Source organism: Allocoprobacillus halotolerans, assembly GCF_024399475.1.
Classification (GTDB): Bacteria; Bacillota_I; Bacilli_A; order Erysipelotrichales; family Coprobacillaceae; genus Allocoprobacillus; species Allocoprobacillus halotolerans.
In genome coordinates this window covers 668,233-683,463 of sequence record NZ_CP101620.1, presented here as the reverse complement: position 1 = coordinate 683,463, position 15,231 = coordinate 668,233, and the positions used below count along the sequence as shown (strand labels likewise).

15 protein-coding genes and 1 pseudogene are annotated in these 15,231 nt (G+C 31.4%); 9 read left to right on the top strand and 7 right to left on the bottom strand.

Annotated elements, in window-relative coordinates; genetic code table 11:
• Positions 1–26 precede the first annotated feature (26 nt).
• From NMU03_RS04220 to NMU03_RS04210, 3 genes are all read right to left on the bottom strand, one after another.
• Entirely contained in the window at positions 27–854 is an 828-nt protein-coding gene (locus NMU03_RS04220; protein ID WP_290141441.1) for a metallophosphoesterase, read from the bottom strand.
• Positions 851–2,596, bottom strand: coding sequence for a ribonuclease J1 (gene rnjA / locus NMU03_RS04215; RefSeq protein ID WP_290141440.1), 1,746 nt, complete (start codon positions 2,594–2,596; stop codon positions 851–853). The genes NMU03_RS04220 and rnjA overlap by 4 nt, the downstream gene beginning before the upstream one ends.
• 244 nt (positions 2,597–2,840) lie before the next feature.
• On the bottom strand, positions 2,841–3,710 hold the full coding sequence (locus tag NMU03_RS04210; protein WP_290141439.1) for a DegV family protein: 870 nt from the start codon (positions 3,708–3,710) through the stop codon (positions 2,841–2,843).
• A 175-nt stretch (positions 3,711–3,885) separates the two neighbouring features.
• Between NMU03_RS04210 and NMU03_RS04205 the strand changes: the two genes are divergently transcribed.
• The 7 genes and pseudogenes from NMU03_RS04205 (at position 3,886) to NMU03_RS17985 (ending at position 10,581) form a co-directional block, all read left to right on the top strand.
• The gene (locus tag NMU03_RS04205; protein WP_290141438.1) at positions 3,886–4,695 is read left to right on the top strand and encodes a mechanosensitive ion channel family protein; all 810 of its coding nucleotides are present in this window, start codon (positions 3,886–3,888) and stop codon (positions 4,693–4,695) included.
• 213 nt (positions 4,696–4,908) lie between these two features.
• Complete coding sequence (locus NMU03_RS04200; protein ID WP_290141437.1) at positions 4,909–6,567, top strand: peptide ABC transporter substrate-binding protein; 1,659 nt, start codon at positions 4,909–4,911, stop codon at positions 6,565–6,567.
• A 98-nt stretch (positions 6,568–6,665) separates the two neighbouring features.
• Complete coding sequence (locus NMU03_RS04195; protein ID WP_290141436.1) at positions 6,666–7,622, top strand: ABC transporter permease; 957 nt, start codon at positions 6,666–6,668, stop codon at positions 7,620–7,622.
• Between the two features lie 4 nt (positions 7,623–7,626).
• On the top strand, positions 7,627–8,607 hold the full coding sequence (locus NMU03_RS04190) for an ABC transporter permease (protein WP_290141435.1): 981 nt from the start codon (positions 7,627–7,629) through the stop codon (positions 8,605–8,607).
• A gap of 5 nt (positions 8,608–8,612) precedes the next feature.
• Positions 8,613–9,617, top strand: a complete 1,005-nt coding sequence (locus NMU03_RS04185) for an ABC transporter ATP-binding protein (RefSeq protein ID WP_290141434.1) — start codon at positions 8,613–8,615, stop codon at positions 9,615–9,617.
• Positions 9,617–10,357 (top strand): annotated as a pseudogene (locus NMU03_RS17560) (ABC transporter ATP-binding protein); the annotation flags it as partial. The gene NMU03_RS04185 and the pseudogene NMU03_RS17560, both read left to right, overlap by 1 nt.
• Positions 10,358–10,422: 65 nt before the next feature.
• The gene (locus tag NMU03_RS17985) at positions 10,423–10,581 is read left to right on the top strand and encodes an oligopeptide/dipeptide ABC transporter ATP-binding protein (RefSeq protein ID WP_290141433.1); all 159 of its coding nucleotides are present in this window, start codon (positions 10,423–10,425) and stop codon (positions 10,579–10,581) included.
• Positions 10,582–10,674: 93 nt separating this feature from the next.
• On the opposite strand, the gene NMU03_RS04170 is transcribed toward NMU03_RS17985, so the two are convergent.
• From NMU03_RS04170 to pepT, 4 genes are all read right to left on the bottom strand, one after another.
• Entirely contained in the window at positions 10,675–11,298 is a 624-nt protein-coding gene (locus tag NMU03_RS04170; protein WP_290141432.1) for a hypothetical protein, read from the bottom strand.
• Between the two features lie 194 nt (positions 11,299–11,492).
• The gene (locus NMU03_RS04165) at positions 11,493–11,729 is read right to left on the bottom strand and encodes a hypothetical protein (protein WP_290141431.1); all 237 of its coding nucleotides are present in this window, start codon (positions 11,727–11,729) and stop codon (positions 11,493–11,495) included.
• A gap of 80 nt (positions 11,730–11,809) precedes the next feature.
• Positions 11,810–13,180: an aminopeptidase gene (locus tag NMU03_RS04160; protein ID WP_290141430.1), complete on the bottom strand. Its 1,371-nt coding sequence runs from the start codon at positions 13,178–13,180 to the stop codon at positions 11,810–11,812.
• Positions 13,181–14,404 carry a peptidase T gene (pepT, locus tag NMU03_RS04155; RefSeq protein WP_290141429.1) on the bottom strand — a complete coding sequence of 408 codons (1,224 nt, stop codon included), beginning with the start codon at positions 14,402–14,404 and terminating at the stop codon, positions 13,181–13,183.
• Between the two features lie 92 nt (positions 14,405–14,496).
• Here pepT and NMU03_RS04150 point away from each other — a divergent pair, with 92 nt between their 5' ends.
• Complete coding sequence (locus NMU03_RS04150; protein WP_290141428.1) at positions 14,497–14,736, top strand: nitroreductase family protein; 240 nt, start codon at positions 14,497–14,499, stop codon at positions 14,734–14,736.
• A gap of 23 nt (positions 14,737–14,759) precedes the next feature.
• The gene (locus NMU03_RS04145; protein ID WP_290141427.1) at positions 14,760–15,230 is read left to right on the top strand and encodes a nitroreductase family protein; all 471 of its coding nucleotides are present in this window, start codon (positions 14,760–14,762) and stop codon (positions 15,228–15,230) included.
• Position 15,231: the final 1 nt, after the last annotated feature.

The window sequence follows — 15,231 nt, the reverse complement described above, 5'->3', positions numbered from 1 at the left end:
GAAATTTTTTGTTTTATCATATTTTTTTATTCATTTTGAGTTGTATCATTACTTTTGGTATTCAATGCAATGAGTTGTATTTGATTAGGGCATAGAACTTTGAATGGGAAAGAAGCTGGACCACTGATTCCATTTGAAACAATAAGAGTTGCATTCTTTTCTTCATAAGTTCCATGATTATATGTCTTTGCTCCATCAATTGGAAATAATGATCCAAAATAAGGAACATAAACAGATCCTCCATAACTATGTCCAGATAATTGTAAATGAACATAGTCTTTTGCTTGTGTAAAAGTATCAGGTTCATGTGAGATACCAAGTATAAATTTATCTTGTGAAGTCTTTAATTTTGAAAAATCGTATTCATCATCATAAGCCACCAATGTTAATGATGTGTCTTTATAATAAAGAGATCTTGTTTCATTACTTAAAACTTCAAAACCACCATTATTAAGAATTTGAGTGACTTCTAAAGAAGAATTTTCGTCACGCTCTCCTAGGATAGCCAATTTACCATATTGACATTGAATACTTTTTAAAATTTTAGATACCTCATCACCTTTAAAAACTTGCTCATCATATAAATCACCACCAAAGATAACCATATCAAAAGGATAGTTATTTAATTCATTAACGATTGATTGAAAACGTGTTAAACTTTCTTGATCTGTTAAATTGACATCAGAGATAAAGGCAATCTTAAAACCATTTAATTGAGATGAAATATGAGAGTTGATGTATTTTTGTTCGTGAAATTCATAGGCTTTTGGTGATACAGCATATATGTAATATCCAAGAAAACATAAACCAAAGACGATTAATAGTAAAATTAATCGTCTTATAAACTTTTTCATACTTTTTTATTCATAATAACAGGAATAATCATTGGATTTCTCTTGGTTTTTTGATAGAAATAAGGAGCCAAAGTATCCCTGATTGTATTTTTGATTTCACCAAAAGTTGTTTTTCTTCTTAATAATTGAGAAAGTTCTCGACTGACTAGCAATTCTGCTTCACGAATCATTTCTTTACTATCTTGCATATAAACAAAACCACGTGACATAATAATTGGCTTATTGAGTAAGCAACCTGCACGGGAATCCATAGAAATTAATACAGAAACCATACCATCTTCACTTAAAATCTGTCGATCTCTTAATACAGCAGTTGATAAACCAGTAATGTCATTGCCATCAACATAGATATCATCCACATGAATACGTGGTCCTAAACGCGCTTCTTCGTTATGCAAAAGAATAGAATCTCCATTAGATAACACAAAAGCATTGCCTTTTGTAAGTCCAACTTCTTCGAATAATTTAGCATGAATCTTCAACATACGATATTCACCATGAACTGGGAAGAAATATTTTGGACGTGTCAATAACAACATCAATTTTTGTTCTTCCTGTGAAGCATGTCCAGAAGTATGCAAATTGTTAATGGCTTCGTTTGTTAAAACTCTAGCTCCGGCACGATAAAGTTTATTAATAACTTTGCTGACACTGTTGGCATTACCTGGAATAGGATTCGATGAAAAGACAACAGTATCACCAGGTTTTATAGAAATTTGACGATGTGTTCCATTAGCAATACGACTTAATGCTGCTAAAGCTTCACCTTGACTACCTGTACATAAGATTAAGATTTCATTATCAGGTAAGTGTTTTGCTTCATCGTTTTTAATAAAGAAACGATCTGGGCATTTAATATAACCAAGTTTTCGTGAAACTTGAATATTGTTTTCCATTGAACGTCCAAAAACCAAAATTTTACGATTAAATTTGACAGCAGCATCAATAATCTGCTGGACACGATGAACGTTAGAAGCAAAAGTGGCAACAATTAAACGTCCCTCTGTTTTTCTAAATTCCTCTTGAACACTGTAAGCAACTTGTTTTTCACTAATTGAAAAATTAGGAACTTCAGCATTGGTAGAATCACTCAATAATAAGGTGACACCTGTTTCTCCTAAAAAGGACATAACTTGAAAATCAGCAGGATCACCAACAGGTGTTAAATCAAATTTAAAGTCACCTGTTGAAACAATACGTCCATTAGGCGTATTCACAACAATTCCCAAAGATTCAGGGATGGAATGATTGGTTTTAAAGAAACCAATATTAAAATATTTTGTTTTCACTTGTGATAAATTATTAATTTGTATTAATTTTGTTGCTTGTGTTAAACGTTTTTCCTCAAGTTTTCGACGAATCATTGCACAAGCAAGTGGGGAAGCATAAATAAAAGGAATATGTACAACCTGTAAAAGGAATGGAATTCCTCCAATATGATCTTCATGTCCATGGGTAATCAATAAGGCTTTAATTTTCTTTTGATTACGTTTTAAATATGTATAGTCTGGAATTACATAATCAATACCTGGTAATCCATCTTCAGCGAATTTCACACCAGCATCAATAATGACTAATTCATTGTTATGTTCAATACAATACATATTTTTTCCAACTTCATTTAAACCACCTAATGCAAAAACTTTTGTATCAGATGATAATGTTTCATTTTTTATTTGTCTATTTCTATTATTATAGGGTGTTCTTTTTTGAAAAGAACGTTTTTGAGGCATATCTGCCATTCACTCTCACCTTTCTTTCATTATATTATATTTGTTTTTCAACAATTCAAATAAAAAGCATCTAAATTATATATATTATACCATTTTTAATATATTTTTTCACTAAAGCACATGATTTTTTATTTAAGATTGATAATTAAAATTGTTGAAAACTCATTATTTATCATATTGACATACTGTATCATAACTGAAAACAAAGGGAAATGCAAGAATTTAACAAAAAAGCTACTCTTATGAGTAGCGATTAAATCTTTTTACATGTAGCAATAGCAAGAGAATGCGGACCAATATGACAGGCTACACTCAATGAAAGAGGATCACAGATGACTTCGTGATTTGGAAAAGCTTCTTCAACCTCTTTTTTAAATTCCAAAGCCTGGTCTTTATCATATGTATAAGCAATCATGATATGCGCATCAGACATGTCTTCATTGACAGGGTCAATATGTTCTTGAATATCTTGACGAAGCGCATCAATCATAATTTTTGCGGCTTTTTGCATTGTACGAGTTTTTTGGAAAGAATCAAGTTTTTCTCCTTGAATTGTTAAAATAGGTTTGATTTTTAATAAACCTCCTAGTGCTGCGGCAGCTGGTGTAATACGGCCACCTTTTTTAAGGTATTCTAAAGTATTAACTGTAATATAAATAGATGCATTTAATTTATTTTGCATTAAAATATCATGAATTTCTTTGGCATCTTTACCTTGTTTTGCCATTTCTATGGCATCTAGTACATCCCATTTTTGAGTGACTGAAATACGTTGTGAATCAACAACAAAAACCTTTCCTTTATAATCTTCATCATCAGCTAACATCATAGCTGTTTGACATGAGCCACTTAAACCACTAGACATAGGAATGTGAACAATTTGATCATAGTCTTCTAAAATACGATCAAAAAAACCAGTCACTTCTCCTGCTGCAGGTTGAGAAGTAAAAACTTCAGCTCCATTCATTAATTTATCATAAAACTCATCTTGCGTGAGATTAATATCTTCTTTATATTCTTTGCCATCAATCGTAAAAGGCATTGGTAAAACAAAAATACCTAATTCTTTTGCTTCACTTTGTGTAATTCCACTGTTACTATCAGTCATAATTGCGACTTTCATGAATTTCCCTCCTTTTAATAATATCATTTTATATCAATAAAAAAATATTGCAAGATTTTTATGAATAGTTGCGATAAATTCATTAAAAATATAACTGTATTGAATAATAAAACAAAAAGATTGCTTTCAATAGGGAATGTGATAAAATAACGAAAAAAGAAAAGAGGTAAAAATCATGATAGATCAATTGATTAATAAATATGCAGATGTCGGTATGAAAATTTTAGAAGCTGCCATTATTTTTGTGATTGGGTGGTATGCAGTTAAAATAATTTTACATATTTTATCTAAAATGATGGAAAAAAGCCAAATTGATGCGATTATAGAGAATTTTGTTATTTCTATATTAAATATTGGATCAAAAATTATTGTTGTGATTACAGTGATTGCTCAATTAGGTGTGCCAACAACATCTTTAGTTGCTGTTTTAACAACAGCCGGAGCAGCCATTGCTTTAGGATTACAAGATTCTTTAAAAGGCATTGCTTCAGGGATTACGATATTATTTTCTAAACCCTTTGTAAAAGGAGATATTATTGAAATTGATGGTTATGTGGGAACAGTTCAGGAAATTCAATTATTATATACAATCGTTATGACGTTTGATAATAAAATGGTTGTAATTCCAAATAATGATTTGGTTTCATCAAGTTTTGTGAACTATTCACATGAAGAAGTGCGCCGTGTGACGATTACTTTAGACTTGCATCCAGATAATGATATTGCCCAATTTAAAAAAGCATTAATGGAAGTTATTGAAAAACATCCTTATGCTCTTCAAGAACCTGCTCCTTGTATTAAGATTAGTGAATATAAAGAGCAAAGTGTTGTCTTGCAAATTTGGGTATGGGCTGATAATGAACATTTTTATGAAGTCAATGATGATTTATTGATTGCAATAAGAGAGATATATAAGCAACAAAATGTGAAGGTCCCAGCAAGGCAAATTGATGTGCATATCCAACAAAGTGACCTTAATTCTTAATTGTTTGATTGTGTATACAATGTGAAAATTGTATGCATCTATAAAAAAACGATAATATTTTTTAGTCAAAAGACAAACATAAAGCAATTATGATAGAATTATCGTAAAATCGTAAAAAAACATCAAAAAAATATTCCCATATTAAAAAAGTTGTGATAAACTAGTAGAAAATAACTGACGTGATTGGTTATTTTGGAGGAGGGAAATTTAATAATGAAAAGAAACTGGTTTGCAAAATTTGCCACTTCTTTAGTATGCTTAGCTATGCTAGTTGGTTGTGGTGGCGGAGGTAACTCTGAATCTGGATCAGGAACTAAGGCTGTTACAGTAAACTTAGGAACTGAACCACCTGAAATGTTATCATTTATGACTACTGATAGTACTTCAGGAAATGTATTAAGACACACAATGGAAACATTAATAACTTTAGATGGAAATGATGAGCCAATTCCAGGTGTGGCTAAAGAAGTTCCTACAAAAGAAAACGGAGGAATTTCTGAAGATGGATTGACAATTACTTTTAATTTAAATCCAGAAGCTAAATGGCAAGATGGAACTCAAGTGAAAGCAAGTGATTTTGAATATGCTTGGGATCAATTGTTCAATGTAGAAAACGGTGCTGGATATGCAACTACTTGGGCACCATTGATTGTTGGAGCACAAGATATTTATGATGCTAAAAATGATGCAGAGAGAGAAGCTGCTTTAGCTAAAAAAGGTTATAAAGCTGACGATGAAGCTGGAACATTTACTGTTCAATTAACAAAACCATATGCATATTTTGTAAGTTTAATGTCTTTCTATAGTTTTGCCCCATTAAACAAAGATGCTTATGAAAAAGCTGGTGGAGTTACAAAATACGGAACAGATATGGATAAATTCTTAGGAAATGGTCCATATAAATTTAAAGAATGGAATCATGAAGATTCAATTGTTTTAGAGAAAAATGAAAATTATTGGAATAAAGATGAAATCAAAATTGATCAAATTACTTTCAGAATGATTAGTGATACAAATACAGCGCTAAATGAATTCGAAAACGGAAGTATTGATATGATTGGTTTAACTGGTGAACAAGCATCTAACTTAAAAGATCAAGGTAAAGATGTTCAAACTTATGTTGATGGAGGATCTTGGTATTTCTTATTTAATACAACTCAAAAACCATATGACAATGCAAAAGTGAGAAGAGCTTTAACATTAGGTGTTGATGCAGAAGGATATATTGAAAATATTCGTAAAGATGCATCAAAAGTAGCTACTGCATTTACAACTGAAGCGGTTTCGAAAGGTGAATTTACTGAATCATTAGGTAATTTATATCCACGTTCTACAGATTATACTGAAGCTAAGAAATTATTAGAAGAAGGTTTAGCTGAAGAAGGAATGAAATTAGAAGACTTCACATTAACATTACTTGGTGATGAAGGTGACGATGCACAAAGAATGTATGCTTACTTCCAAGAAGAATGGCAAAAGAATTTAGGAATCACTGTTAAAGTTGACCAAGTTACTTTCAAGACAAGAATTGAAAGAATGAACACTCAAGATTTTGATATCGTATTTGCTGGATGGTCTCCAGATTATAACGATCCAAAGAGTTATCTTGAAATTGTTCAATCTGACAATGGAAATAACAACGGAAAATATAGTAATAAAGAATATGATGCGTTGTTAGAAAAAGCTGATTCTGAAACAGATACAACAAAACGTACTGAATATTTAAAACAAGCAGAAGAATTATTTGCTGAAGAATGTCCAGTTGGTCCTGTATTCCATAGAGCTACTTCTTATATTTGTAGTGATAGATTAGTTGGAATTCAAAGAACAGCTTACAAACAAATTGATTTAAGATTTGCTGATGTTAAATAAAAAATAAAAATTTTGAAGGACTATAATACATGGGGCTAAATTAGTCCCATGTTATTATGTTATAATGTATAAAAATAGTGAGGAAGTGAGTATGAAAAATGTCTAAGAGTACAGCGAAATATATTTTAAAACGTTTGATTTATGCTCTTCTTACGATTATTGTATTGATTGCTATTACATTTTTTATGATGCATGCTATACCAGGAGATCCATTTATTGGAGATAAGGCAATATCAGATACTGCCAAGGCTGCATTAGAGGCGCAATATGGGTTGGATAAACCACTTATTCAACAATTGTTCATTTATATTACAAATGCTTTTCAAGGTGATTTTGGGCAGTCAATAAAATATGGTAGAGAAGTTATAGAAATTATTGGTGATTCTTTTCCATATTCATTTGAATTAGGAATGAGAGCTCTCATTATTGCTGTTTTTGGTGGTATTGGTTTAGGATCTTTAGCTGCACTCAAACGTGGTAAAAAAGCAGATACAATTGCTATGCTTGTTGCTGTATTTGGTGTTTCTGTACCTAGTTTTATTGTGGCAGCATTATTACAATATTATTTAGCATTACAATTGAATATAGCAGTAGGTACAAATATATTTCCAATTACAGGATGGAATACTGAGTTGTCTAAAGTATTACCAGCTATTGCGTTGAGTTTAGGCCCACTAGCCCAAATTTCTCGACTAATGCGTACAAGTATGCTAGATGTATTAAATTCAGATTATATTAAGACAGCCAAAGCAAAAGGATTGTCCCAAGGAATGATTATTTGGCGTCATGCTTTAAGAAATGCGTGCATGCCTGTTTTAACAGTTTTAGGACCAATTGCAGCTAGTATTTTAACTGGTGGATTTGTCGTTGAACAAGTCTTTTCTATACCGGGAATGGGAAGATATTTTGTTGTTTCCATTAAAGAAAATGATTATACTATGATTGCAGGTACGACTATTTTCTATGGTATGTTCCTCATTTTATCGGTTTTAGTTATTGATATTTTGTATGGTGTTGTTGACCCTCGTGTTAAATTAGCTGATTCAAAGGAGTAGAAATATGGAAGAGATGTTAAATAAAGAAAATAAAGAAAATGTCCTAACACCAGATTCTCATATTGATGCAGCAGAATTTGAGTGGGTTGGTCAAGATACAGAAAAAATGATGGAAATTGGAAGACCAAGTATTAGTTATTGGAATGATGCTTTTAATCGTTTGAAAAGAGATAAAATTGCGGTATTTTTTATTGGTGTTTTATTAGTAATTACTTTATTAGCAATTATTATTCCGTTTGTTTATCCAATTTCAGGTAATGTTATGCATAAACAGCATTTAAATGCTGGAATGTTTTATAGTGATGGAACGTGTTTCCATATTTTTGGAACAGATTCGTTGGGAAGAGATTTATTTGTTCGTATATGGGAAGGTGCAAGAATTTCATTGACTATTGCATTTGTTTCAGTTCTTGTTAATGGAATCATTGGAGTTATCTATGGAGGTATCTCAGGATATTTTGGTGGAAAAATTGATGATGTGATGATGAGAATTGTGGAAATAGTTAATGGTATCCCATATTTATTAGTTGTGTTATTATTGATGCTTGTTATGGAACGTGGAGTTATGACTATTATCATTGCTCTAGTTGCTGTAGGTTGGGTTGGAATGGCTCGATTAGTGAGAGGGCAAGTCATCCAATTAAAAGAACAGGAATTTATTATTGCTGCAAAAACAATGGGAGTTTCTTCATCACGTATTATTGCTAAGCATTTAGTTCCTAATATTTTATCGATTATTATTGTTAATTTAACTTTAGCAATACCAAGTGCAATTTTTAATGAAGCGTTCTTATCATTTATTGGTTTGGGGGTACGTGTTCCACTAGCTTCGTGGGGTACACTGGCCCAAGATGGTATTACAAACTTTAGATATTATCCATATCAATTATTGATACCTGCATTTTTTATTAGTATCACTATGTTAAGCTTTAACTTACTTGGTGATAAATTAAGAGATGCTTTTGATCCAAGATTAAGGAGGTAAGCGAGATGGCAAGAGTTTTAGATATAAAAGATTTATACGTTTCGTTTGATACTTATGCAGGTGAAGTACAAGCAGTAAGAGGCGTTACATATCATGTAGATGAAGGAGAAGTCCTTGCTGTTGTTGGTGAATCAGGATGTGGAAAATCAGTCACTGCACAGACTATAATGAAATTAAATCCTATGCCACCAGCTCGTATTAAATCTGGTGAATTAACATTAGATGGTATTGATATTATTCATACATCTGAAGAAGATATGCAAAAAATTCGTGGAAAAGAAGTTAGTATGATATTTCAAGATCCAATGACTTGTTTAAATCCTACGATGCCAGTTGGTAAACAAATCGTTGAGGCTATTAAACATCATCAAAAATTAGATAGAAAATCAGCCCAACAAAAAGCTATAGAAATGTTGAAGAAAGTACAAATTCCAAATGCAGAAGAACGTGCAAAACAATATCCTCATGAGTTTTCTGGAGGAATGCGTCAGCGTGCAATGATTGCAATGGCTTTGTCTTGTAATCCAAAATTATTGATTGCCGATGAACCTACGACAGCTTTGGATGTTACAATTCAAGCTCAAATTATTGACTTATTAGCTGATATTCGTAAGGAAATGGGTACGGCAATCATTCTTATTACTCATGATTTAGGAGTCGTTGCTTCTTTAGCTGATAGAATTTCAGTTATGTATGCTGGAAAAGTTGTTGAAACTGGAAGTGCAGACGATATTTTTGAAAAACCATCACACCCATACACAAAAGCCTTATTAAATAGTTTGCCTAAACATGATACAAATAAAGATGATAAATTATCTTCTATTCCAGGAACGCCGCCTGACTTGATTAAACCACCAGTCGGTTGTGCATTTGCTTCTCGATGTGAAAAATGTATGAAAATTTGTAAAGCTAAGCAGCCACCTATTTTTGATTTAGGAAACGGACATGCTTCATCTTGTTGGCTATTGCATAAAGATTGCCCATCTCATTTAAAGGAGGATAAAGAATAATGGCAGATAGAGAAACATTAGTCGAACTTCATGATTTATCCAAAAGTTTTAAAGTTAGTGGTGGAATTTTAAAGGCTGTTAATCATATTAATTTAACGATTCATAAAGGTGAAACTGTTGGTCTAGTTGGTGAATCAGGATGTGGGAAATCTACTTTGGGTCGTGTTGTTATGGGGGTATATCAACCAACAACTGGAAAAATTATTTATGATGGTAAAGAATTGAATATTAAGAATGCTAAAGATCGTTATCATTATGCTAAAAAAGCTCAAATGATATTTCAGGATCCATATGCTTCATTAAATCCACGTATGACTGTTGGTAGTATTATTGCTGAAGGTATGGAAGTTCATAACATGTATACTTCTGAAGAGAGAACAAAAAAAGTACATGAGTTATTAGAGTTAGTAGGTTTGAATAAAGAACATGCTAATCGTTTTCCTCATGAATTTTCAGGAGGACAAAGACAACGTATTGGAATAGCACGTGCATTAGCAATTAATCCAGAATTTTTGGTTTGTGATGAACCAATTTCAGCATTGGATGTTTCCATTCAATCACAAATCATAAATCTATTAATTGATTTACAGAAAAAATTAGGATTAACATATTTATTTATAGCTCATGATTTAGACATTGTAAGATATATTTCAGATAGAATAGCTGTTATGTATTTAGGGCATTTAGTTGAATTAGGGGATAGTGATGAAGTTTATCATCAAGCGTTGCATCCATATTCAGAAGCTTTGTTATCAGCTGTTCCTATTCCTGATCCAAAATTGGAAAAAGAAAAAAACGTATTATTTTGGAAGGTGATGTTCCTTCTCCAATTAACCTTCCACAAGGATGTCCATTTGCTGGTAGATGTCGTTATGCTACAGAAGAGTGCCATAATAATAAGCCAGAATTAAAAGAAGTTCAAAAAGGACATTTTGTGGCATGTCATCATCCAAGAATAAAATAGTTTGATAAATATAAAGGTTTCAAATTTTCATGAAATGATGAGAATTTGAAACCTTTAATTTTATGTATAGAATAAAAAATGTTAGGCTATATATTATTTATAGAAATCAACAATTTTAGTTATATTTTCAGAATTAAGAGTAAATGAAGGAATAATCATAATAACAGATTTGTTTTTTAAGATAACTATAGAGACAATATCCTGATTATAATATCCCAAAATCATATTATTATTTTCATCTATTTTATTTGCTCCGTATTTAGACGGTGTTATTTTGAATTCATTAAAAAGATTAATGGCATTTTGGTGAGATGAAAGTTGATATTCTTTGATATAAAGAGCATCATTCTCTGTTTCCTCTAAGGAAATATATGAATGAGGAACCACAAAACCTGAGTATTTTTGTGTTGATAATTCACTTTTTTGATTAATACCTAAATCTTGTAAAGTGATGAATGGATGGTCTAGTGATGTGAATTGTTTTGGATTAAAAGTATCTTCAATTAATCCACTACATATAAATATAAGTGAAATTGATAAAATAGAAAAATATATCTTCCTAAGTGAAGATGTTTTTTTTGTTTGGAAGTGAGGTGTCATTTTTTTTATTTTTGAATGAAAGGAAGTCATTCCATAAAAATTAAGATAATTTCTAAAAGCTGAACTAATAAGTAAAATAATAACACCAATATACGCAATGGTTATACCATAACTCATAAATTTATCATAGCTTCCTTGTAAAGAAGAATACATCAACATAGATATAATAACAATTGAAATAAAACATAAACCGAGTGATAAAAGTCTAAAAGAGTGTGGTATAATATTTTGTTTAACATTCCAATCAATAGATTTGTTATATTTTTTATAGGATGAAAAAACATACATATTATGTTTCTTATAAATATTTTTTAGTCCATTATTTGTATAATGTTCAATGAATAAAGATTCATCAATTTTTTCTCTTCTGCATTTTTTCCATTAGGCGAATAAAAATCTATATGGTAGTAAACTGTTTTTTTTACTTTCTTAAAAAAAGTCAGTAAAGTTAAATCGTTTGTAATATAACCAGCTTTACCTAATTTATCAAGTTTATTTTGTAATAATTCATATTCATAAGGTTTATAATTCATAATCATACATTTCATAAGTAAAGACCTCCTTAATGTGGTTATTATATCAAAGACAGATGCTATTGTCTATGTAAGAAAAAAGCTCCTAAGAGCTTTTACATTTGAATTAAGAATTGTTGATATGCTAAATAAGCTTCATAAACATCTACTTTAGAAACAATTTCCCAAGGCGCATGCATGTTTAATACCGCAATACCAGCATCAATGACATTCATATCATAATTTCCTAAGATGTAGGCAATTGTACCTCCGCCACCTTGATCAACTTTACCAAGTTCAGCTGTCTGGAAATGAACACCAGCTTGATCCATTACATTTCTAATTTTTGCAAAATATTCAGGATTCGCATCATTGCTGCCACTTTTTCCACGAGCGCCAGTATACTTATTGAAAACAATACCTTTACCTAGATAAGCCGCATTTTTAGGATCATTCACTTCTTTATAAAGTGGATCAAAACCAGCACTGACATCACTTGATAACATCATTGAATTGGCAAGGGCTTTTCTAACAGATAAGAATTTATCATCACCACAAAGATGTAAAATTTCAGCAATTGTATTTTCAAAGAATAAAGATTGAGCACCAGTTGCTCCTACACTACCAATTTCTTCTTTATCAACTAAAATACAACAAGATGTATATTGAGGAATTTCTTGGATATCTAGAATTGCTTTTAATGAAGTGTAAGCACAAACACGATCATCATGTCCATATCCCATTACCATACTTCTATCTAAACCATAATCTCTGGCTGGACCACTAGGTACAACTTCGATTTCAGCACTTAAGAAATCTTCTTCTTCAATATCATATTTATCTTTTAAAAGTTTTAAAACATTTGCTTTAACAGCATCTTTTTCACTATCTTTTAAAGGAATACTTCCTAAAGTGATATCTAAGTTTTCACCTTCAATAACTTTAGCAGCCGTTTTTTGTAATTGATCAGCAGATAAATGAATTAATAAATCAGTAATACCTACAACAGGATCATTTTCATCTTCACCAATCACAACATCAACCTGTGTACCATCTTTTTTAATCACAACACCATATAATGATAAAGGAAGTGTTACCCATTGATATTTTTTGACACCACCATAGTAATGTGTATCTAATAAAGCAAAACCATCACTTTCATAAAGAGGATTTTGTTTTAAATCTAAACGAGGAGAATCAATATGAGCACCTAAAATTCTCATTCCTTCAATCACAGGTTTTTCCCCCATAATAAATAAAGCTAAATTTTTATCTTTATTCACAACATAGAATTTATCACCGGCTTTTAAGCTTTGAAAACTTTGAATATCTTGAAAACCAGCAGCTTTTGCAAGTTCCACTGATTCTTTAACACAAGCTCTTTCTGTTTTTCCTGATGTTAAAAATGATTTATATCCTTCATTAAAATCCATGACATCTTTATATTGATTATTTTCATATTTATTCCAAGCATTTTTTGCGTACATTTACATAACCTCATTTCTTTCAATTATTTTTAATAAAACTTCAACTTGTTTTTTCATCATCGTTAGAGAAACATATTCAAAAGGCCCATGGAAATTATATCCACCAGTACCAAGATTTGGACAAGGAAGTCCCATATATGTAAGATTCGCACCATCAGTTCCACCACGAATAGGTACAGCATAAGGTTCAACCCCACAAGCTTTCATGGCAGACATGGCATTATCGACAATATACATATGTTGTTCAATATGTTCACGCATATTTAAATAACTTTGTTCGATAGTTACTTTAACTATTTGATAACCATATTTTTGATTTAAAAAAGCAGCTATATTTTCAAAATCTTGACATTGTTTTTTTGCTAGTGACAAATCATGATTTCTAATAATATATTCCATCACTGTTTTTTCACAATTTCCGTGAATATCATGCAAGTGATTGAATCCTTCATAGCCTTCAGTATATTCAGGCCTTGCATGCACTGGCAACATCGCATCAAATTCTTGAGCAATGTGGATAGAGTTAATCATTGCATTTTTCGCACTGCCAGGATGAATGCTTTTTCCTGTGACTTCCACAATAGCACTAAAAGCATTAAAGTTTTCATATTCAATTTCAGCAATATTGCCACCATCAATCGTATAGGCATAATCAGCATGGAAACCTTTGACATCAAAGTTTTCAGTTCCTCTACCGACTTCTTCATCAGGTGTAAAAGCAATCTGAATATCATTATGTTTGAATTCAGGGTGTTGATAGAGATATTCAGCCATACTCATAATAATAGCGACACCGGCTTTATCATCAGCTCCAAGTAATGTTGTTCCATCAGTTGTAATTAAATCATGATGAATGACATTCAGTAATTCAGGAAACTCATGTGGATCAAGATATAAATCTTGATCTTGATTTAAAACAATCGTATCACCTTGATAATCTCTAATGATTTGTGGTTTGACATTTTGACCTGAAGCATCTGGTGAAGTATCCATATGAGCGACAAAGCCAATGACAGGACCATCATCCTGACAAGAGGCTGGAATCGTTCCATAGACAATACCACTTTGATCTAAACGAGCATTTTCAATACCAATCTTTTTCATTTCTTCAACAAGATACTTACCTAATTCAAGTTGTTTCATTGAAGAAGGTGTTGAAGAAGATTGTGGATCAGATTGTGTATCAAAGCTGATATATTTTAAAAATCTTTCTTCTATATTCATTAGTCTTCCCTCACTTTCTTTATTATTATACATGGAATTATGCAAATAATCCATGATTATGATATAATCAAATCATAGGAGGAGTCAAAAAAATGAATCAAGTTATTAAAGAACTTTTTGAAAGAAAATCTGTTCGTGCTTATCGTGAAGATAAAATCACTTTAGAAGAAAAAGAAATGATATTAAAAGCCGCTATGCAAGCACCAACAGCTGGCAATATGGCACTTTATTCTGTTATTGAAATTCAAGATCAGGCAATCAAAGATCAACTCGCCATCACTTGTGATCATCAACCTTTTATCAGTCAGGCACCATTGGTACTCCTTTTTTAGCTGATTACCAAAAATGGTATGATATGTATGAACATTATTATGATGATGTGCCAAAACTAGAAGAATCTGATTTGATATTAGCATTGGAAGACAGCATGATTGCAGCACAAAACGCTGTGACAGCTGCTTGGTCACTAGGCATAGGTTCTTGTTATATTGGGGATATTTTAGAAAACTTTGAGATTCATCAAAAACTTTTTGATTTACCAAAGTATGCTATTCCTGCGACACTTGTTGTTTTTGGTAAACCAACAACACAACAACAAGAACGTCAAAAGCCAAAACGATTTGCTTTAGAAGATATTGTCAGTGTGAATACTTATCATCATCGTACAATGGATGAAACAAAGCAAATGTTTATGAATCATACTGGAAAAAATGAAGAACAGATAGAAAATTATATTCAAGCTTTTGCAAAAAGGAAATTTTATTCTGATTTTCGTCAGGAAATGAATCGTTCAGTTAGAAAAATCATAGAATCTTGGATGAAATAAA

What these genes read in the sequence shown, in the direction of transcription:
- NMU03_RS04220 (WP_290141441.1), bottom strand. Translation starts at nt 854, where the DNA reads ATGAAAAAGTTTATAAGACGATTAATTTTACTATTAATCGTCTTTGGT.
- NMU03_RS04190 (WP_290141435.1), top strand. Translation starts at nt 7,627, where the DNA reads ATGGAAGAGATGTTAAATAAAGAAAATAAAGAAAATGTCCTAACACCA.
- pepT (WP_290141429.1), bottom strand. Translation starts at nt 14,404, where the DNA reads ATGAATATAGAAGAAAGATTTTTAAAATATATCAGCTTTGATACACAA.
- rnjA (WP_290141440.1), bottom strand. Translation starts at nt 2,596, where the DNA reads ATGGCAGATATGCCTCAAAAACGTTCTTTTCAAAAAAGAACACCCTAT.
- NMU03_RS04170 (WP_290141432.1), bottom strand. Translation starts at nt 11,298, where the DNA reads ATGAGTTATGGTATAACCATTGCGTATATTGGTGTTATTATTTTACTT.
- NMU03_RS04160 (WP_290141430.1), bottom strand. Translation starts at nt 13,180, where the DNA reads ATGTACGCAAAAAATGCTTGGAATAAATATGAAAATAATCAATATAAA.
- NMU03_RS04165 (WP_290141431.1), bottom strand. Translation starts at nt 11,729, where the DNA reads ATGAAATGTATGATTATGAATTATAAACCTTATGAATATGAATTATTA.
- NMU03_RS04210 (WP_290141439.1), bottom strand. Translation starts at nt 3,710, where the DNA reads ATGAAAGTCGCAATTATGACTGATAGTAACAGTGGAATTACACAAAGT.
- NMU03_RS04205 (WP_290141438.1), top strand. Translation starts at nt 3,886, where the DNA reads ATGATAGATCAATTGATTAATAAATATGCAGATGTCGGTATGAAAATT.
- NMU03_RS04200 (WP_290141437.1), top strand. Translation starts at nt 4,909, where the DNA reads ATGAAAAGAAACTGGTTTGCAAAATTTGCCACTTCTTTAGTATGCTTA.
- NMU03_RS04145 (WP_290141427.1), top strand. Translation starts at nt 14,760, where the DNA reads ATGTATGAACATTATTATGATGATGTGCCAAAACTAGAAGAATCTGAT.
- NMU03_RS04195 (WP_290141436.1), top strand. Translation starts at nt 6,666, where the DNA reads ATGTCTAAGAGTACAGCGAAATATATTTTAAAACGTTTGATTTATGCT.
- NMU03_RS04150 (WP_290141428.1), top strand. Translation starts at nt 14,497, where the DNA reads ATGAATCAAGTTATTAAAGAACTTTTTGAAAGAAAATCTGTTCGTGCT.
- NMU03_RS04185 (WP_290141434.1), top strand. Translation starts at nt 8,613, where the DNA reads ATGGCAAGAGTTTTAGATATAAAAGATTTATACGTTTCGTTTGATACT.